The organism is Aquimarina acroporae (assembly GCF_023195925.1).
GTDB lineage: Bacteria > Bacteroidota > Bacteroidia > Flavobacteriales > Flavobacteriaceae > Aquimarina > Aquimarina acroporae.
Map to the genome: position 1 here is coordinate 810,664 of NZ_JALPRE010000001.1, position 20,393 is coordinate 831,056.

A 20,393-nucleotide genomic window follows, 5' to 3' on the forward strand; every position below is an offset into this window, starting at 1 on the left:
CGAATTAAATCTTATTGGGCTAACGATACTTTAAGTAATAAATTATTCTTTTTACCATCATATGCCTCAAAAATCATATCCTTATTTGGCAAAGTCGCTGCTTTGGTAAGCTCTAACACATCTAAACGGGAGTTTCTAATATCGCTACCTGTTAAAATAGCCTCTTTGGTCACTTCTCCTGTACTATCATCAATCACATAAGAAGTCATATAAATAAATTCTTTTTTGCCATCAAAATAACGCGTTGGTGCTTCCTCAAAAGATCGTTTAAGGTTGGTGAAATCGTCAATATAAAATAAGTAGTGTTTACCTCCGTTCATAAAATTAAGATAAGACATACTTCGCTTACTTACAGTTCCTAATTGATTCTTTGGTAATTTATGAACCCAAGCCAAAGAATTATCACTTTTAAGTTTAAAAGCAAAAATATCTCTATAATAATATCTATAAGTCGTTCTTGAACCAGAAGAGCTAGAAGTTGTAAATGTTTCTACATATCGTTGTTCTCCAAGGATGGTAGTACTACCATCTGCATTGAGTATCACGTCATTTACTCGGAGGTTTTCCAGATCTTTTATATCATCTTCCTTCTGTGTACCTTCGTTGATACGAGCCTCACGCTCTAGTATCCATTTTTGATTGATTTGCCCAGAAATATCTCCTTTGGTTATCGAGCTCACAGCCCCATCATCTCCAAGTGTTGCAGAGAACACACCTGAGATTTCTGCTTTATTGGCATTGTTCGCATAAAATCCAGAAACTCGAGCTTTTCCGCTATTGTCAAATTCTATAACCCCATCGGTAATAGAATGTCCTGAAATGCTTAGTTTATTTGCCGCAACAGGACCACTATTTTCAGTAATTCTATACACCTCGGTAACGTAAGATGTTTCTATTTTATCTTTATCATCAGAAACCTCATCAAAAAAAGATGCAGTCATATAAAAGTTACCATTATCGTCGATTGCAAAATCTTCACCTTGCATAAGATTTGAAGGATGAGGCATTGTTACTTTCCTTCTCCACAATAAGTTAAGACCATCACTAAAAACGGTCACCCCTACCTTATCTGGTTTATTATCGGCTGTTTTTATTCTAAACAAAACCAATAATTTTCTTCCGTTTGGAGATTTTTTAAACACAAACTGATTTATTCTTCCTCCTGCGTCGTAACCATAAGTACTTTTGAACCCAAAGTCTTTTGCTACGCTTTCTTTATCATTTACCAGTTGAATGGGTTTTTCTGCAACTATTCCTGTAAGAGATACTTTTTGCCCATAAGCACGATTGCTCTTAGTATAAAAAACCACCGCTTTATCATTAAGCTTCATCACCGTTTGAAAATCACCTTTGTCCTCAATAACTTGTCGTTGTTTTATATCTTCCTTAAGATCTTCTAGGTTGAATCGCTGTATAGTCATCGAATTACGTCCTTTTTTAATAGAAACCAATCTATTATTAGCAGCTACGTAGTAGGTATTGAGGTTCTTTATTCGTTTATACTTTTCACCAGTCTTAAAAGAAAAATCTTCTAGAAGTATTGGTTTTTGAGCATTGGCAAGGTTACTGATAAAAAAACTACATATCAATAGATAGAATAGTTTTGTTTTTGATAGGTTTTTAAAGGCGTTCATAACATAAAATATGGGTCTATACACTACAAATATATAAAAAGGGTTGTTTTGATAGCATTCTACAAAGTTTAGACCAAAATTAAACTCAAGAAAAAACTGATTTTCAAGTTTTTAAAAACAAGGTTGAATTAAAAAGAAAATAATGCAAAAAAAATGTTGCATTGTAGGGACATAAAAGCTACATTTGCATCCGCATTTGAAATACTAATGCGGAGTTCTTAAAAAAATTAAAGGAGAGGTGGCAGAGTGGTAATGCAGCAGATTGCTAATCTGTCAACGCGAAAGTGTTGCCGGGGTTCGAGTCCCCGTCTCTCCGCATTTTTTCGGGGTGTAGCGTAGCCCGGTCATCGCGCCTGCTTTGGGAGCTGGAGGTCGCTGGTTCGAATCCTGCCACCCCGACACACATATTTTCGGTCGCGTAGCTCAGCTGGATAGAGCATCTGCCTTCTAAGCAGACGGTCACAGGTTCGAATCCTGCCACCCCGACACACATATTTTCGGTCGCGTAGCTCAGCTGGATAGAGCATCTGCCTTCTAAGCAGACGGTCACAGGTTCGAATCCTGTCGCGATCACAAAAAGCCTTACTTATGTAAGGCTTTTTTGTTTTGTATACTTTTAGAACTTTAATAATTAATAATTTCTTACGATCTTGTTTCTTTGATAATAGGAAGGTTAAAACCGGTTTGTTTCAAACTATCATATTTTTTCTTATCAAACTTGTACAAATAAGCTCCTTTTTTTGAAGATGACTTGTCTTTGATTTCTGTATTCTTCAAAAAATCTAGAGAGAGCACTTTCTTTCTGAAGTTTCTGGTATCAATCTTCTTTTGAAAAATCTGTTCATATAACGTTTGCATCTGCGGTATGGTAAAATGCTCAGGAAGCAACTCAAAACCAATAGGAAAAAACCTGGCTTTATCCCTAAGCTTTTCCAATGCATCTTTGACCATTTGATCGTGATCTAAAACAAGTTTAGGTAAATCATCTAAGGAGAACCAATAAGCACCATGTTTGTTCACCAATTCTTTATCATGATCATCAATTCTTATTAAGGCATATTGTGCCACACAAACACATCTAGCTCCTGGATCTCTATTTACCTCTGTATAGGTTTTTAACTCATCTAAAAATATATTCTCGAGACCAGTGACGTCCTTTAAAGTTCGTAACGCCGCTTGATTTGCACTTTCCTCAGGTCGTACAAAGCTGCCTATTAAAGACCAATCACCTTTTAACGGATCTATTTCCCGCTTAAAAACCAACAACTTGAGCGTTTCATTATCAAAACCAAAAATGATACAATCCACAGCTACGTACATCTTTTCTTTATGTTCATACCAACTGTTTTGTTGATTTTTGGCAAATTCCATATAAATATTCTTTTAAATTTATTAAATGTAATAAATACATTTATTATTTTTGTTATCAAATACAAACTGATTATGAACAAAGAAAGGAATTTTACGCCTGACATCATAGTAGCTTCACCAGGTAGAATAAATTTTATTGGTGGGCATACAGATTACAACAACGGATTTGTTCTTCCCGCGGCTATAGATAAAAAAATTAAGTTTGAGTTTTGTAAAAATAATACAGATCATATTTGTAATATATACAGCAAGAATTATGGAAAATCTCTTGTTGTCAACTTAAAACAAGTAAAACCAAGTAAAGAAAACTGGGAAAACTACATTCTAGGAGTTCTACACCAGTTATTAAAAAGATCTGATCGTATCAAGGGGTTTGATTGCATAATTACCAGTGAACTGGCTATTGGATCTGGACTTAGTTCATCTGCTGCACTTGAATGTGGATTTGCATTTGGTATTAATGAACTATTCCAACTTAATATCTCAAAACTAGAAATTGCCAAGTTAAGCCGAGATGCAGAGCATGAATATGTTGGTACCAAATGTGGTATAATGGATCAGTATGCGTCGGTATTTGGAGAAAAAGATAAAGTTCTCTTTCTAGATTGTAAATCGTTGGAATACGAGCTTATACCAATGAATCTAAATGATTACAAAATTCTAATCCTCAATACCAACGTAGAACATAATCTTTCCACAAGTAATTATAATCAAAGAAGAGAACAATGCGAACAAGGAGTTAAAATCATCAAACAGAAATATCCAAAGGTTAATTCGTTGAGAGATGTCGACCTCAAAACACTAAAAAATGTAAAAAACGATCTGCCAGAACTTATTTATCAAAGATGTTTATACATCATTCAGGAAAACGAACGGGTTCAAAATGCAGCCCAATTTTTAGCAAAAGATGACCTAAACAACTTCGGCAAGCTTCTTTATGAATGTCATGAAGGATTACGATATCAATATGAAATAAGCTGTGCAGAATTAGATTATTTAGTAGATTTTTCAAAAGATAAAGAATATGTACTCGGATCAAGAATGATGGGAGGAGGATTTGGAGGGTGTACAGTGAACATAGTTCAATCTGATCATGTTGATCAATACATTAAAGATATTAGCAAAGCATATCACACAAAATTCAATATCACCCTAGATGCTTTTTTGGTGACTCCAAGTCAAGGTACTCACCAAGAAATAGTTCACGCAAAAAAAGAATAAAATGAATACGGTTTTAAACGATAACTCACATAGACGGTACAATATTTTGACCGGAGAATGGATCTTAGTCTCTCCACATAGAACTAAAAGACCATGGCAAGGTAAACAAGAACAGGTCAAACTCGAAGAATCAAAGTTTTATGATGAAAACTGTTACCTATGCCCAGGAAATACAAGGGCCAACGGAAGTGTAAACCCTCAATACACTAACCCATTTTCGTTTGTAAATGATTATTCAGCTTTATTATCTTCGGTTCCTGAAGAAAATTATTCTGAAGGACTACTTCGCGCAAAATCAGAGAGAGGGATCTGTAAAGTAGTGTGTTTTTCTCCAGATCACTCCCTCACCTTGCCCATCATGCCAGTAAAAGGTATCGAAGATGTTGTTAATCTATGGATCAAAGAGTATAAAGAATTAGGCAGCATACCCTACATCAATCATATACAGATTTTTGAGAATAAGGGTGATATTATGGGGTGTAGTAATCCTCATCCACATGGTCAAATATGGGCACAAGAATCTATTCCTATGGAAGTTACCAAAAAGACTCAAAACCAACTTGACTATTGGCAAAAAAATGGTAGAGGTCTTCTGACAGATTATCTTGAGCAAGAGCTACATCATAAAGAACGAGTTATTTTCGAAAACGCATCCTTTGTTGCTCTTGTCCCTTACTGGGCTATTTGGCCATATGAAGTCATGATACTTCCCAAAAGAAAAATTCAAAGTATAGATCAACTTACCACAAAAGAAGTAACATCTTTTTCAGCTATGATTAAAGATGTCACTACAAGATACGATAACTTATTCAAAACCAGCTTCCCGTACTCTGCAGGAATACACCAAGCTCCTACCGATGGTAATTCTCATGATGAATGGCATTTTCACATGTCGTTTTATCCTCCACTTTTACGATCGGCAACTGTAAAAAAGTTCATGGTAGGATATGAAATGTTTGCAGATCCTCAAAGGGATATTACAGCAGAACAAGCTGCAGACACCTTAAGAAACATGCCCACAAAGCACTATTCACTAATGTAGTTTCTAACGACAAAACTCAAATTAAACTATAAGAAGTTAAATCTTTAGCTCATTATTCTGTATTTTAGATATACTAACCCCATTAGATTTATGTATGAATTTGAGGCTATTTTCATCAACTTTTACTTCTTTAATTCTGAGTGTGTCCATTTCTGCGCAAACGCAGATTTATGATATTATCTCGAAAAAAGATACTCTTGGTATGGTAACGGTATCTAAATCGAACAAAGAAAATATTACATATTATCATTACAATGTAGACATGACAGCGAAGCTTTTAATTAATGTGCACATGAAATACATGATTAAAGCAACCTATGTTTCAGGGTATTTACTTTCTGCTAGTGTACAAAATATGGTTAACGGGAAACCTTATCACTCCAATGAAATAAATTGGCAGGACACCTACTACTCTATTACTTCAAAAAGTAAAAAGCAGCAAAAAGTATTAGAAAAAATTAATTATAGTGGTATTAGACTTTTCTTTGATGAGCCTAGGGAGATTAAAAAGGTCTTTTCTGAATACACCGGGCAATTTGGAAACATTCAAAAAATTAATGCCAACAGCTATGAACTTACTCTTCACAATGGTAAAAAAAATAAATATCATTATCATCAAAATATACTTGAGAAGGCTACTATCAATAATTCTTTAATCCATTTTGATTTGATACTAAGAAAATAGCTATCTCACAAACAGGTCTATCTATAACCACTTTTTTCTTTTAAAATAAGCTACAAGCCCTGCAAAAATAATCAAAAGAGCTCCCCAAAATATATAGTAACCATATTTGTATTTAAGCTCAGGGATATTTTCAAAATTCATCCCATAGATACCTGCCAAAAATGTTAGAGGAATAAATATTGTTGCTATAATAGTAAGCACTTTCATAACCTCGTTCATTTTATTACTAATCGTGGTCATATACATATCCATTAATCCCCATACCATATCGCGATAGATCTCGACGTTTTCTGAAACTTGGATGATATGATCGTAAAGATCTCTCAGATAAAACTGAGTTTTTTTACTTATCAGTTTATGCTCACTTTTTTCTAATCGGTTTACCACCTCACGCAAAGGATACACAGCTCTCCTTATTTTTAAAATCTCTCTTTTTAAGTTTTGAATATCATGCGTAATATCATCCTTAGATTTTTCTTCAAAAAGATCATCTTCAAGCTCTTCTATCTTATCGGCCATAGCCTCTGTTAAATTGAAATAATTATCCACAACAGCATCCATCAATGCATATAACAAGTAGTCGGCTCCTAAAGATCTTATTCGTCCTTTATCATTTCTTATACGGTTCCTAATCGTATCAAAAACATCTCCATTAGATTCTTGAAACGTTAATACAAACCCATCTCCCAAAACAAAGCTTATATGTTCGATAATTAATTTTTGATCTTGATCAAAATATAACATCTTCAATACTACAAAGAGATAATCCTCATACTCATCAATCTTTGGTCTTTGATGAGTATTGGCTATATCTTCCAGAATTAATGGATGTAGGTTACAATAATTTCCTATTTTCTCAATTGCCGAAGTATGATTAAGCCCATTAATATTAATCCAGGTAATAGGTTTCGAATCGATATAAGCGTAGGTTTCCTCAATATCATTTAATTCTTTCTCCTCTAAAAATGTCTTGTTATAGTCAAAAACTTCTATATATAAATCGGTCGATTTTTTTTTACCTACATAAACTACAGAACCGGGAACCAAACCTATGGTTTTGGTAATAGATGAATGCGATGTCTCTTTCATAAATAAGATATAATTCATCTACAATGTAATACTTTAGTATCTTCCTTACAAGTACAATATACCTGCTATCATCTTAAATTCTAATGGCCCATTTGATCTGCGAAGACGGTTTTTATTATTTCATTTTTTCAAACCATAATCCCATAATGTCATTCATAGCCGTAGAGAAACCCGTTATTTCATTTTTTGAGTTTCTTTGAAATCGAATAGCTCTCATGAACCATTGATTCCCATGAAACAACTCATCCATAATAGGAGTCAGCTCCACATCTTCTGTAAACACATTACTAACCACAAGTTTGCCATCATGAAGCCTAATATCGTAACCTATTTGTAATTCTTTGGTATAAAACGTACCTACATATTCTTGGGCTTTTTGAGATAGCTTTTCTTTTAATATAAATCTTTGAAACAAAATAGGATCAGCCTCACCATTTATGAAACGAAACGTTTTTTTGCCTTTCTCAAAATGGATAAAAATCTTATCATCCCAATCTAAAACCATTTGAAATTTATCCTTTCCTAGATATATTAAAGGAGACACAAACCCATTGGTTCTTGCATATTTGAGGGTGTCATTTTCTACTTTTAGCGTTCTGTAAAATCCTCCTTCCTGGTCCCAATAGGTTCCTTCATATTTTTGTAATTCTCCTCTAGAAATTGGTTGGGTATCCAAAGATTCAATATCTATTGAAGGTGGCTCAGGAAATTTATTTCTTAATAATATGTGCGCCGCCAATACTCCAAAATAGCCATTGTATTCTAAACCATTATTGCTTAAGACGATTGCAGCATAATTCTGATCTGGAAATCTAAACATTGAACTTGCAAAGCCACCATATTGGCCGGTATGATAGGTAGAACTTAATCCTCTTTCTAAATGCGTAAATTGTTGCCCATAGGTTAGTTTCCCCAGAGAAGTACTATATTCTTTTTTATTATCCAGGGTAACTAAAGAATTTAATTTTTCAAATATCAATTTGTTTTCGGGGTTGGGGTTCATCACATTCAGTTCCCATTTTACTAAATCATCAATCGTTGAAAAAAGATTTGATATACCAAAAACCTCATCAAAAGTATCTCCATCAACAAATTGATCATTTCTGTTTCGATACGGAGTCGCAAGGTTAGTTAACACCACGTTCTCCGATTCTACAAATGTAGTATTGGTCATTCTCACTGGTTCAAAAACCTCTTTATCCATAAATTCTGAAAACGTACTCCCTGACACTTTTTTGATAATCTCTGTCAATAAAATGATAGAAGTATCGGTATACTGGTAATTGGTTCCTGGGCTAAAATTAGAAGAAGTAATATTGGGTAATATTCCCAAAACCTGATCATTAGAAATTTCAAAATCGTGGGACCTCCCAGAGACGGTCTTTAAAGCATTGACATCATATAAACCATCAGAATTACGTAATAAATCAACAATTTTTATAGGTTTTACATACCGAGACAATTGTGAAATATATTTTCTTGCATCGTCTTCAAGAGAGAGTTTTTTTTGCTTTTCCAAAAGTAAAATTCCAAAAGCCGTAAAATGCCTCGCCATATCTGCTATTTGAAATTTTGTATCACTTCCTATAGGAGTTTTATATGTTATATTGGCTGCTCCAAATGACTTTTTGTAAACTACCTTTTTATCATGAATGATAGCCATAACGACTCCCGGTTTGGTAGTATCGTTAAAACCTATAAACAAACTATCTATTTGTCGCTCCTGAGATTTAGAAATCCCATTTGTACTATTTACCTGACTAATGGAAATTTGTGTAAAAATTAAGAAAAGTAATCCTAATTGCGTCTTTATTTTTTTCATACTATTAATTTTAAAACAAGTATAGTATACCGGTTTTAGAAAAAGGTAAGAGAATATATTTTAGGAGTACTAAATAATTATTTTAGACTTGACACCTCTATCTATTGAGAGAGTTCTTATATCCAGCTGGGGTGATACCTGTGTTTTTTTTGAAGACACTGTAGAAGGATGATTTAGAATTATAGCCACAGTCATAACCTATGCTTTCTATAGAATATTCTGGATTTTTTTTAATCATTTTTTTAGCCTCTTCAATTCGATACTCACCCAATATTGTGGGAAAACTTTTATTCATATTCATATTCAAGACTTGCGATAATCGACTAGGTTGTACCCCTATTTTTTTTGCTATCGACTGTAGCGAAATAGTCGGATCTTTAAAAAACTTATCCTTTTCAAGTATGTTGGTAAAATCATCAATTATTCTTTTGGCCTCTATATCTTCTATTTGAACATCACCATATTTAGGAGGATATAATAGTAAAAGCGATTTACGTTTTTTAGAAAGCAATATAAGCACTAATAGAAGATAAAATATGAGGGTAAAGGTTAAAGCACCAATGATATACGAAGTATAAGGTGACAAATTATAGGCTAACCATATAATTACATTACCAGAATAAATACTAAATACCCAAAATTTAAAGCTCACATTTCTATTGTTATTTGGGTCTTTAAATGTATTCCAAAGAATACGACCCGAAATACTTAAATATAAAAACCATTGAATATGAATCGCAAAAATGAAATAGTGTTGCCATAGCATTCTAAATTCTTCCCAAGGGTACTTTATATTTACTAATAGTGCAACTAAAGCTAAACCTACCAAATGGTATACCCAAAATGGTTGTTTAAGGGTCACTTTTGAAGTAGCGTATTTCACATAAAAATATAAGAATGGTCCAAGTAACCAACATGCTGTAAGGCCAATTTGCACAAAAGTTCCTGCTAACTCATAATTAAAATAGTAAAATACCGATTTACCTATTCTAACACTTAAAAAGAAAAGTAATCCTCCCAAAAATACATGAGATATATGTTTTGGCCTGGCAAAAAAGAAAAAATACATTGCCAAAACCAGGCCGTTACAAACTCCAAGTGCACTAAAAGAAAATAAGAGCTCCTTACTAAAATCCATTTATCAAAGGTAAAACCAAAAGTATCTACCCAAAGATATCATTTATTTGTTTGAGACAGAATATAGTACAAAAACAAAAAAAGCCTTACAGATGTAAGGCTTAACATGTTTATAAATTCTTTCTTAAGAAACTACTTTTTTCTTTTTGTAGTGTACTTTATTTCTCCAGTAAGAAACCCCTCCTAAAATGGCGATGAATGCAATAGAATAGTAAACCGAATTCGGTGTAATCACTTTATCTCCACTTGCATAAGAGTGCAATCCTTTCAAGTAAAAATTCACACCAAAATATGTCATCAAAACGCTATAGATCGCTATAACAGACATCAAGTTGAACCACCATCTACCTCTCAAGCCTGGTACCAAACGCATATGTATTACAAATGCATAAACCATGATACTAATTAAAGCCCACGTTTCTTTAGGATCCCAACCCCAATATCTACCCCAACTTTCATTGGCCCACATACCACCTAAGAAATTACCTATTGTGAGCATTACCAAACCAATAGTAAGTGCCATTTCATTAATAATAGTGATCTCCTTTATATTAATATCCATTCTTTTTTTATTAGATTCTGTAGTAAGAATGGTTAGTATTAGCGCCAATATACCTAGAATGGCTCCTACGAAAAATGGACCATAACTTCCTACTATAATAGATACGTGAATAAGTACCCAATAAGAATCTAATACCGGAACAAGATTGGCTATAGCCGGATCTGTCCAGTTTTCATGGGCAAAAAATAGGATTATAGCTGCAACAAAAGTTGTTGCTGCAATAGTAAGATTACTTCTTTTCCCAAAAGCCAAACCAATAGCCAGAGTCATCCAGGCGACATAAATCATAGATTCGTAGGCATCACTCCAAGGTGCATGCCCGGAAACGTACCAACGAATTATTAATCCAGCGGTATGCAGTATAAAAAGCAATATTACCAGACCTATAGTTCCATTTATGAGTCCACGTATAATTTTAGATTCTTTAAAAATCCTGAAGATGACAAAAATCATAAGTAGCACTCCAATAACACCATAATATCTATATAGATTTCGGAAGATATCATACTTATTTAGTGCTATTTCGGCCTTAATTTTTTTATCGGTAGGTAATACTTTGCTACCAAACTTTTTTTGGTAACTTTTAATACTTTCTACGTACTGATCTGGCTTACTGTAGTCTCCAGATTGTCTAGCTTCCTGCAAAGATTGACGATAAATAGGAATAATTTGTCGAGCATATACAGAATCCATCCCAGTGAACTTATGCTCATTAAGTTCTGGCATAGACACCCATTTATTACCTTCGTCTCCCTGAACGGGGAAAATTCGTAAAATTCCTCCGCCCAACGCTTGGTTTAACAAGTAAAATTTTTCATGAGTTTTTAGGAAATCCTTCTCAAAACTACTTGGAGTATTTGTGCTACTAGCACGTTCTAGATACGGATCAAGTTTATAGGTACCATCGGGCTCTACCAGATCAATTAATGAAACTCTCCTCTCAGAAGAAGGAACTCCTAGAATTTTTCGAATACTGTCGTTTTCTCTTTTAATTTCAATAATAGGAACACTATACCATATAAACGGATTCTCTACCATAGATACAAATACCTGATCTGCGTTTAATCCTTCATAAGTATCTTTTTTACTAAGCTTACGTAACAACTCAGAAGAAAACGTATTCACAGGCTTCATTCTTCCTCTCTCATCCTGAATAACAATGCTTCCAAAATTTGCGGCATGTTCTTTACTTACCGCATTTGCTTTAATTACAGAATCTAACTGAGCTTTGCTTGGTTGCAAAGTTGGCAAATGATCTGTATGGCTTGGGGCTTGTTGTGCAAATGAAAATGTTGATATTCCTAATATTAAAAACAGTGTAAGTTGTTTCTTTTTCGATTTCACCTTACTCAACATACTTTCTAAATCTTTAAAACGAGATCCCCTAGTAAACAATATTAACATCAACCCTAAGTACAGTAACATATATCCTACATAAGTTATCAAAGTTCCCCAGCGATCATGATTTACAGAAAGTACCGTTCCTTTTTCATCGGGATCAAAAGAAGCTTGAAAAAACCTATATCCTTTGTGATCCAGAATATGGTTCATATAAATTTCATAAGGTTCAGATGAGTTCTCCTCAATAATATCTACTTTACTCATAAACGACTTGTAAACATTTTGAGTCCCTGGATACTTCTCGGCAATAAAATCATTCAATTTTAGCGAAAAGGGTAATTCCATTTGTTTAGATCCATACTGAAAATACATATCCAAGCCTCCTAAAGATATGTGTTGCATATCATTAAGAAACCCTTTACCACCCAACAGCTTCATTTCTTTAGTTTCGCCATTAGAGGTAACATCAAAAATTAGTGCATCTTGTTGTCCTTTTTCTTTTACTTCGATAGGCGTTACATCATATTTCCCTCTCATTACCGGATCCGGAATTACAAATTGCATTCCAGCGGTTTGATATAGAGATCGTAGCATTAAAGGTTGTACACTATCTTTAAACACAAGCCCTTGATGTTGATCTGCCATTCTTAAGAAAGAACCTTCAAAAGGAGATTCTATAAAATAATCATCGTTTTTATAAGTGATATTGATGGCTCCATTGGTGGGCTTATTGAATGCTATAAGAATGTTATGAATATTTGCAACCTCACCTTCTTTTAGAAAATGATCATGGCGATTTCCACCTCCCGCTTCTACTAACTTAAGGAAATTGTCACCGTCCTTAGACTCGACCAATCCCATTTCTGCACCCATGATATAATCTTTGTATGAAATAATTACGGGCTGTTGATTATAATCTGTCTCAAGTACGAAGTCATTATTGGTTGCTTCAGCTAGCTCTACAGGCTCATGAATTATTCTACGTCTGGGTTCTCCATCTATTTCACCATCTAGAAATATTGTTAAATACGTTTTCTCTGAAAGAAATTTAGAAGTGGTTTCTCCTTCGCGTATAGGCATTACTCCTTCATAACTAATATATCGAGTTACAAAAGCTCCTACAATTATTAAAATAAAGGATAAATGAAGTAGTAACGTAGCCCATTTTTCCTTTTCATATAAACGATATCTCACAATATTCCCACAAAAATTAATGGCAAAAAACACCATAATTGCTTCAAACCACCATGTATTATAAATCCAAATTCTGGCTGCTGTTGTACCGTGGGCGTCTTCCAAAAAAGTACCTATTCCCATTGATACTGCAAAAACAATAAATAAAACAGCCATTAACCGTGTAGAGAACAAAATGCTTGCGAGCTTATCCTGCATAATTACTTTCATTTTTTAGCTGCGCAAATTTAATGTTTTTGATAGGATTAAGTATCATTATTGAGAGTAGATTTAATCGTTTTAACAGAAGTGTTAATCTTGTTCAATTTTTTGATCTAACTTCCTTATTTTTGCGGCATGATTCGCCTAGTAATTCTTGGAAACGGAAACGTAGCAAAGCACTTATATACTGCATTTAGCACAAAAGAGCATATTCAAATTGTACAGTGTTACAATCGTAAAGGGTTATCTTTTGATAAAGAGCAAAATAAAGGTTTAGTTACAACAAATCTAGACGATCTAAAAGATGCCGATGTCTATATTATGGCTATTAGCGACGATGCTATTAGCGAGGTTTCCAAAAAACTACCTTTCTCAGATCGTTTGGTAGTGCACACCTCGGGTAGCACCCCGATGCTAGAAATCGATGATAAAAATAACAGAGGTGTTTTTTACCCTCTACAGACCTTTAGTAAAGATAAGGATGTAGATTTTAAAGAAGTACCCTTTTGCATTGAAGCGGAAAACAATAATCACTTAAGTCTACTGAAAAATTTGGCAAGTATACTTTCTGAAAAAGTCTACGAAGTATCATCTAAACAACGTAATATTTTACATGTATCGGCAGTATTTGTAAATAATTTCACCAATCATTTGTTTACGATTGGAAACGAAATATGCGAAGAGCATAAGGTTCCTTTTGAAATTTTACACCCATTGATTCAAGAGACAGTAAAGAAAATAACAGAAATGCCCCCAAACCAGGCACAAACTGGCCCTGCATTAAGAAATGATCAACAAACTATAGAACGACATTTGAATCTAATTACAGACAATTCACAAAAAGAAATATATAAGATCCTAACAGAAGCAATTCAATTACAATATGGAAAAAAGTTATAAAGAATATCTACAACATATCACCACTTTTATTTTTGACGTAGATGGAGTATTAACCGATGGCACTGTTATTATTAATACCGATGGCCAATTACTAAGAACAATGAATATTAAGGATGGCTATGCCTTAAAAACTGCAGTTCAACAAGGGTTTAATGTGTGTATTATTTCTGGAGGTAAAAACGAAGGAGTACGAAAAAGGCTTAGAGGTTTAGGAATTACAGACATCTATCTCGGAGCTCATCATAAAGTTGAACAACTTGATGAATATCTTGATATTTATGATATAAAAGTTGAGAATGTACTTTATATGGGAGACGATATTCCCGATTTACCTGTTATGGAAATGGTTGGTTTGCCCACCTGCCCACAAGACGCAGTAGCAGAAGTAAAAGAAGCGTCTAAATATGTTTCTTATAAAAAAGGAGGAAAAGGTTGTGTTAGAGATGTTATAGAACAAGTATTAAAGGTTCAAGGGAAATGGATTTCAGATTTTGATGCAGAGGCATAAGTATAATATCTTTTCATAAAATTACTGTATAATGAAACTCGTATTTGCTACCAATAACTCCAACAAACTAAAAGAAGTTCAGGCGCTGGTTTCTTCTCAAATCGAAATACTAAGCTTATCTGATATTGGCTGTACCGAAGATATTCCTGAAACTTCACCCACTATAGAAGAGAATGCTATGCAAAAAGCTAAATATGTTAAAAATCACTATGGCTACGATTGTTTTGCTGATGATACAGGACTTGAGGTAGAAGAATTAAATGGTGAACCTGGTGTATACTCTGCGCGATATGCAGGCGAAAAAAAAGATGCAAATGCCAATATGGATAAACTCCTTACTGCATTAGATAATAAGCAAAACAGAAATGCTCAGTTCAAAACTGTAATTGCACTTGAGATGGGCGGAAAACTTGAAACTTTTACTGGCTTATGCACAGGAAGTATCACGCATACTAAAAAAGGAGAAGGTGGTTTTGGATATGATCCTATATTCATGCCCAACGGTTATGACAAAACATTTGCTGAAATTCCCTTAACCGAAAAAAACAAAATAGGACATAGAGGTAAGGCCGTACAAAAACTAATTGAATTTTTAAATGCTTAATCTGCAGTAGGAAAGGCTAACATCTCTCCCATACCTACTGTAAATAACCAGTTACCATATATGGCGTGCTCTATAGATACCAATGTTGTTGATTTGGTCTTTTTGTAAGTAAATGCAAATAACAGTCCTCCCAAAAATGTGAGAACCTGTACCAAAAAACTTCTTAAAAAAAGATGAGCCAACGAGAATAAGATAGCATTAATAAAAATAAACAACCATTTATTATTAATAAACCGTTCATAACGATCATAAAAAAAGGTTCTATACACTATTTCCTGGGGCCAGACAGATAGAAAAGTATACACAAATAATATAAATACCCATAATCCAGGCCGCTTTAATACAACAGAAAACAATTCTTCGGGGGCAACGGTAAACACATACAAGCCAGTAATCACCATAATAATAGCGAGCTTTATGAGGGTTTCCCTCCAAAAGGTTTTCCAATAGACTTTATTTGGTGTTCTTAGTTTTAACAACCCTTTGCGCTTGAGTAGAATTAAAATATATACAAAGCCAATTATTGTAATACCCATTTTTAGCAAAATTGGATACTCAATTAAAAAGCTCAACGGTAATAAAATAAATAATACAAATAATTCGACCCCTCGGTATGCAGCTGTATCTGTCATTATGATTTTTACTTATTTCTGGATAAAAAGTGAAATACTACTACCAATATAGTGATGTTACATAAAAATACAGTATTCTTTAATAGAATTTAAAAATGAGGAATTAAAAAAGCCTCTTGGGGGAAGAGGCTTTTTAAAAGGTTTAGGGGCAAATAATTCGGGGGAATTATTTTTTCCAGGGACAAAAAAAGTCTAAAAACAATCAAACAAACAATTCTAATTTTTCTTTTTCTCTTACTTTTCTTCTTTTACACTTCAAAAATAGTAAGTGTATCTATTCTTATAAATAAATACTGTGCAAATAAAACACTTTTTATCGATAAAAAGCAAATAAATTCGTTAAAAAACACAATTAATTCTATTTTTATGAGATTTCATGTAAAAAAATGCTGTTACAAACCAACGCAATAGGAATTAAAACCAGATATAGACGTTGCATAGATTTTATTAATATCGTAACATTACACCTATAAAATTTTGAATATATCGCATGGAAAGTCAAAACATCACTCCAACTCCCCCACAAAATGAAGAAATCATAGAAAATAGAGAATTAAACATTTGGGAAGCCCTGTTACCCGTTGTGATTTTGGTAGGTATGTTATTTTATAACGTATACATGTTTGGAGATGATGCTTTGAGCGGTAGCAACCAGTTTATTCTATTACTAGGAGCAGCTGTTGCAGCTATTGTTGGTTTTTATAATAAAGTATCATACAAGCAAATGATGGAAGAAGTTGCCAAAAATGTAAAGTCTACCACCGGAGCATTGTTAATATTACTTATGGTTGGTTCACTAGCTGGAACCTGGTTGGTTAGTGGGATTATTCCAACTATGATTTACTACGGATTACAAATTTTGAATCCAACCATATTTTTAGCCGCTTGTGTTATTATCTGTGCTATTATTTCAATTGCGACAGGAAGTTCCTGGACTACATCGGCTACTGTGGGTATTGCACTTATTGGAATTGGAGATACTTTAGGGATTTCGTTGGGTATGACCGCAGGAGCTGTAATTTCTGGAGCGTATTTTGGAGATAAAATGTCTCCTTTATCAGATACAACCAACCTTGCTCCCGCTATGGCTGGAGGAGAGTTATTTTCTCATATTAAATATATGACGTATACTACAGTGCCTACAGTTATCATTACACTTATTGTGTTTATAATTATAGGGTTATCTATTGACACATCAGGAACACCTCAAATTACAGAACAACTTAATGCAATCGATGATGCATTCAATATTTCACCTTGGTTATTCATTGTTCCTATTCTTGTGATTGCCTTAATTATTAAAAAAACTCCTCCTTTGATTGCTTTATTAGCAGGAACGTTGCTTGGGGCAATAGCCGCTATAATTGCTCAACCAGAAATAGTAATGAATATTGCAGGAAGCAAAGAATTAACTTTTGGTAGTGCATATATGGGTGTTATGAAAGCGATGACGGTAGACACCGCTGTAGAAACCACAAATGCGCAATTAAATGACTTATTTTCTTCTGGAGGTATGGCTGGTATGCTCGGCACTATTTGGTTAATCGTTTGTGCAATGGTCTTTGGAGGGGTTATGGATGCCATTGGGGCATTATCTCGAATAAGCAAAGCCCTGCTAAACCTTTTTGATTCTGTTTTTGGGCTTTTTGCCAGTACAGTAGTAAGCTGTCTAGCACTTAATGTAACTGCATCAGATCAATATTTGGCGTTGGTAGTACCAGGAAGAATGTATGCAAAGGCTTTTAAAGATAAAGGGTTGGCGCCAGAAAACCTTAGTCGTACCCTTGAAGATTCTGGAACGGTTACATCGGTGCTAATTCCATGGAATACCTGTGGGGCATATCAAAGTGGAGTATTAGGAGTACCTGTAGTAGATTATTTTGCATTCGCCATCTTTAATTGGTTAAGCCCTTTTATGACATTAATTTTTGCAGGATTCAGAATCAAAATAAAACAGTTGGCTAACAATTAATAGACATATTTAAAATATAAAAAAAGGTGCGCTTTATGACGCACCTTTTTTCTTATTATTAAATGATCGGGATTGGTTTTTTGTTGTTATCTATGGCTACAAATTTAAACGACCCAGTAACCGCAAGTTCCCGATGAAAACTATACATATCTTCTTTAAAAATATCAACCTTCACAGTACAACTTGTTCTTCCCACTTCGACAACCTTTGCTATTAACTCGATTATTGTACCTTCGGGAATTGGTTTTTCAAAATCAACTTTGTCAGATGATATGGTAACTACCTTTTTTCTACTAAAACGAGTGGCACATATAAAAGAAACCTCATCCATGAGCTGTAGCGCGGTTCCTCCAAAAAGAGTCTCGTAATGATTTGTGGTATTGGGAAAAACCGCTTTAAAAATCCGAGTCTCAGATTTACTTATTAGTTCATCAATAGTATTCATATAATTGTATATAATTTTTTCTTATTGCAATAGACATCAAAGGTAAATCTTATCGCAGTATCTTTGTGATATATTAAAAAAAAGTTGACATGAACATCATAGAAAGTTTACAATGGCGATATGCAACCAAAAAATTTGATAATTCTAGAATTTTACCACAAGAAAAGATAAATACTCTTACTGAAGCTTTTAACCTTACAGCTACCTCCTATGGCTTGCAGCCCCTAAAATTGTTGGTTATTAAGGATAAAAAATTGCAACAAAAACTTACTGAACATTCATGGAATCAAAAGCAAGTAGCCGAAGCCTCTCACGTTCTTGTTTTTTGTATTGAAAATATTATTGGTGAAGATTATATCGTAAAGTATTTTGACCAAGTTAAAGCAATACGAAACACTCCTGATACAGTATTAAAACCATTCAGAGAACAATTGGTAGATTCCTTCAAAAACAAACCTGAAGATGAAATTTCTATTTGGGCGGCAAAACAAGCTTATCTGGCCATGGGAAATTTACTTACCGTTTGTGCGCTAGAGCAAATAGATGCCTGTCCTATGGAAGGTTTCATTCCTGAAAAATATGATGAAATCTTAAAGCTCAATGAAAAAGGTCTTACTTCTGTCTTGGTTTTACCTGTCGGTTATCGTGCAGAAGATGATATGTTTTCTGACTTTAAAAAGGTAAGAAGACCTATTGAAGATACAGTAATTACCATTTAGCAAGCTATACTTCTTTGATTAGGTAATACTTAAAAAATTATAAAATAGCAACTGGATTATGAAGACTCTTTTCGGTACTTTTGCCGAAAAGAGTTTTAATTTAATATAGCGATTATGCCAGGATTTGAGTTATTCGGTGCCGAAGAAAGAAAAGAAGTACAGGATGTATTAGACAATGGAGTTTTAATGCGATATGGTTTTGACCCAATGAGGAATGGGCATCATAAAGCCTTGGAACTTGAGCAAAATTTGGCAAAACGTATGAATACTCAATATGCTCAAGTAGTTTCTAGTGGTACTTCTGCCCTCACCGTTGCTTTAGCATGTGCAGAAATTGGAGCTGGAGACGAAGTGATTATGCCTACTTTTACTTTTGTAGCAAGCTTTGAAGCGATATTATCTGTAGGAGCAGTTCCTGTATTATGCGATATCGACGATACCCTAACGCTGGATCCAGAAGCTGTAGAAAAAGCTATTTCTCCCAAGACCAAAGCAATTATGCCAGTTCATATGTGTGGTTCTATGGCAGACCTTGCAGCATTAAAAGCTATTGCACAAAAGCATAATCTTATTTTATTAGAAGACGCTTGTCAAGCCATTGGTGGTACTTATGACGGAAAACCTTTGGGTAGCTATGGTGATCTAGGCTGTTTCTCTTTCGATTTTGTAAAAATGGTAACATGCGGAGAAGGTGGTGGAATTATTACCAACTCTGAAAAATTTGCAGATAGAGCACATATGTATCATGATCATGGGCATGACCATGTAGGAAATGACAGAGGAGCAGAAAGCCATCCTTTTTTAGGATACAACTTTAGAATCTCTGAATTAAATGCCGCTGTGGGTATTGCACAATTAAGAAAACTTGATCACATTCTTGAAGTTCAGGAAAAACATTATACCATTTTAAGAAATGCGCTTTCTGAAATACCTGAAGTTACCTTTAGAAAGGTACCAGAAACTGGAGTAGAGAGTTATGCTTTTTTAAATATTTTTCTACCTACAGAAGATTTGGCCAGAAAAGCACACAAAGCTCTTGGAAATCATGGTGTTGACGCATGTTTCTACTGGTTTGACAACAATTGGCATTATTACCGCAAATGGGAACACCTTCTTGAAGCTAAATCATTATCTAAATTCTCTGAGGAAATTAGAACCGGGCTTCAAAAGAACAACAGGACATTTGAAGCCAGTGACGCATGGATGAGCAGAACCGTTTCCTGTCTTATCAAATTAAACTGGTCTGAAAGCGAGGTAAATGAGAGAGCATCAAAAATGACTGAAGCTATAAAAAGCATCCTCTAAAGCAAAGCC

General features: G+C 34.2%; 17 protein-coding genes and 3 tRNA genes. 12 read left to right on the plus strand and 8 right to left on the minus strand.

Going from position 1 to position 20,393, the window contains the following annotated elements; genetic code table 11:
• Positions 1 to 11 precede the first annotated feature (11 nt).
• Entirely contained in the window at positions 12 to 1,634 is a 1,623-nt protein-coding gene (locus M0D21_RS04040; RefSeq protein WP_248327154.1) for a hypothetical protein, read from the minus strand.
• Between the two features lie 232 nt (positions 1,635 to 1,866).
• On the opposite strand from M0D21_RS04040, the gene M0D21_RS04045 reads away from it, so the two are divergent.
• The 3 genes from M0D21_RS04045 (at position 1,867) to M0D21_RS04055 (ending at position 2,207) form a co-directional block, all read left to right on the plus strand.
• A tRNA-Ser gene (locus tag M0D21_RS04045) sits at positions 1,867 to 1,950 on the plus strand.
• 8 nt (positions 1,951 to 1,958) lie between these two features.
• Positions 1,959 to 2,033: transfer RNA gene (locus M0D21_RS04050), tRNA-Pro, on the plus strand.
• A gap of 100 nt (positions 2,034 to 2,133) precedes the next feature.
• Positions 2,134 to 2,207, plus strand: a tRNA-Arg gene (locus tag M0D21_RS04055).
• 69 nt (positions 2,208 to 2,276) lie between these two features.
• Here the strand turns inward: M0D21_RS04055 and M0D21_RS04060 are convergent.
• Positions 2,277 to 3,005 carry an NUDIX hydrolase gene (locus tag M0D21_RS04060; protein ID WP_248327156.1) on the minus strand — a complete coding sequence of 243 codons (729 nt, stop codon included), beginning with the start codon at positions 3,003 to 3,005 and terminating at the stop codon, positions 2,277 to 2,279.
• Between the two features lie 72 nt (positions 3,006 to 3,077).
• On the opposite strand from M0D21_RS04060, the gene galK reads away from it, so the two are divergent.
• The 3 genes from galK (at position 3,078) to M0D21_RS04075 (ending at position 5,953) form a co-directional block, all read left to right on the plus strand.
• Positions 3,078 to 4,226: a galactokinase gene (galK, locus tag M0D21_RS04065; RefSeq protein ID WP_248327158.1), complete on the plus strand. Its 1,149-nt coding sequence runs from the start codon at positions 3,078 to 3,080 to the stop codon at positions 4,224 to 4,226.
• A 1-nt stretch (position 4,227) separates the two neighbouring features.
• A complete protein-coding gene (locus tag M0D21_RS04070; protein ID WP_248327160.1) occupies positions 4,228 to 5,268 on the plus strand; it encodes a UDP-glucose--hexose-1-phosphate uridylyltransferase in 1,041 nt (346 codons plus the stop codon).
• A 94-nt stretch (positions 5,269 to 5,362) separates the two neighbouring features.
• Positions 5,363 to 5,953: a DUF6134 family protein gene (locus tag M0D21_RS04075; protein WP_248327161.1), complete on the plus strand. Its 591-nt coding sequence runs from the start codon at positions 5,363 to 5,365 to the stop codon at positions 5,951 to 5,953.
• Positions 5,954 to 5,974: 21 nt separating this feature from the next.
• Here M0D21_RS04075 and corA read toward each other — a convergent pair whose 3' ends face one another.
• The 4 genes from corA to ccsA form a co-directional block, all read right to left on the minus strand.
• A complete protein-coding gene (gene corA / locus M0D21_RS04080) occupies positions 5,975 to 7,042 on the minus strand; it encodes a magnesium/cobalt transporter CorA (RefSeq protein WP_248327162.1) in 1,068 nt (355 codons plus the stop codon).
• Positions 7,043 to 7,157: 115 nt separating this feature from the next.
• On the minus strand, positions 7,158 to 8,864 hold the full coding sequence (locus M0D21_RS04085; protein ID WP_248327163.1) for a serine hydrolase domain-containing protein: 1,707 nt from the start codon (positions 8,862 to 8,864) through the stop codon (positions 7,158 to 7,160).
• A 97-nt stretch (positions 8,865 to 8,961) separates the two neighbouring features.
• Positions 8,962 to 10,002: a helix-turn-helix domain-containing protein gene (locus M0D21_RS04090; protein ID WP_248327164.1), complete on the minus strand. Its 1,041-nt coding sequence runs from the start codon at positions 10,000 to 10,002 to the stop codon at positions 8,962 to 8,964.
• Positions 10,003 to 10,125: 123 nt separating this feature from the next.
• Positions 10,126 to 13,308 carry a cytochrome c biogenesis protein CcsA gene (gene ccsA, locus M0D21_RS04095; protein WP_248327165.1) on the minus strand — a complete coding sequence of 1,061 codons (3,183 nt, stop codon included), beginning with the start codon at positions 13,306 to 13,308 and terminating at the stop codon, positions 10,126 to 10,128.
• Between the two features lie 126 nt (positions 13,309 to 13,434).
• Between ccsA and M0D21_RS04100 the strand changes: the two genes are divergently transcribed.
• Genes M0D21_RS04100 through M0D21_RS04110 form a run of 3 tightly spaced genes read left to right on the plus strand, consistent with a single transcriptional unit; the run spans position 13,435 to position 15,311 of the window.
• On the plus strand, positions 13,435 to 14,199 hold the full coding sequence (locus tag M0D21_RS04100) for a Rossmann-like and DUF2520 domain-containing protein (protein ID WP_248327166.1): 765 nt from the start codon (positions 13,435 to 13,437) through the stop codon (positions 14,197 to 14,199).
• On the plus strand, positions 14,183 to 14,707 hold the full coding sequence (locus tag M0D21_RS04105; protein WP_248327167.1) for a KdsC family phosphatase: 525 nt from the start codon (positions 14,183 to 14,185) through the stop codon (positions 14,705 to 14,707). Before M0D21_RS04100 ends, M0D21_RS04105 begins: the two co-directional genes overlap by 17 nt.
• Positions 14,708 to 14,738: 31 nt before the next feature.
• A complete protein-coding gene (locus M0D21_RS04110) occupies positions 14,739 to 15,311 on the plus strand; it encodes a non-canonical purine NTP diphosphatase (protein WP_248327168.1) in 573 nt (190 codons plus the stop codon).
• On the opposite strand, the gene M0D21_RS04115 is transcribed toward M0D21_RS04110, so the two are convergent.
• Positions 15,308 to 15,943: a CPBP family intramembrane glutamic endopeptidase gene (locus M0D21_RS04115; protein ID WP_248327169.1), complete on the minus strand. Its 636-nt coding sequence runs from the start codon at positions 15,941 to 15,943 to the stop codon at positions 15,308 to 15,310. The two genes, M0D21_RS04110 and M0D21_RS04115, sit on opposite strands and share 4 nt — an antisense overlap.
• Positions 15,944 to 16,433: 490 nt before the next feature.
• Here M0D21_RS04115 and nhaC point away from each other — a divergent pair, with 490 nt between their 5' ends.
• Positions 16,434 to 17,915, plus strand: a complete 1,482-nt coding sequence (nhaC, locus tag M0D21_RS04120) for a Na+/H+ antiporter NhaC (RefSeq protein ID WP_248327170.1) — start codon at positions 16,434 to 16,436, stop codon at positions 17,913 to 17,915.
• A 58-nt stretch (positions 17,916 to 17,973) separates the two neighbouring features.
• Here nhaC and M0D21_RS04125 read toward each other — a convergent pair whose 3' ends face one another.
• The gene (locus M0D21_RS04125) at positions 17,974 to 18,360 is read right to left on the minus strand and encodes an acyl-CoA thioesterase (protein WP_248327171.1); all 387 of its coding nucleotides are present in this window, start codon (positions 18,358 to 18,360) and stop codon (positions 17,974 to 17,976) included.
• Between the two features lie 89 nt (positions 18,361 to 18,449).
• Between M0D21_RS04125 and M0D21_RS04130 the strand changes: the two genes are divergently transcribed.
• Positions 18,450 to 19,079, plus strand: a complete 630-nt coding sequence (locus M0D21_RS04130; RefSeq protein ID WP_248327172.1) for an NAD(P)H-dependent oxidoreductase — start codon at positions 18,450 to 18,452, stop codon at positions 19,077 to 19,079.
• A gap of 114 nt (positions 19,080 to 19,193) precedes the next feature.
• On the plus strand, positions 19,194 to 20,384 hold the full coding sequence (locus M0D21_RS04135) for a DegT/DnrJ/EryC1/StrS family aminotransferase (protein WP_248327173.1): 1,191 nt from the start codon (positions 19,194 to 19,196) through the stop codon (positions 20,382 to 20,384).
• The last annotated feature ends 9 nt before the right edge of the window (positions 20,385 to 20,393 follow it).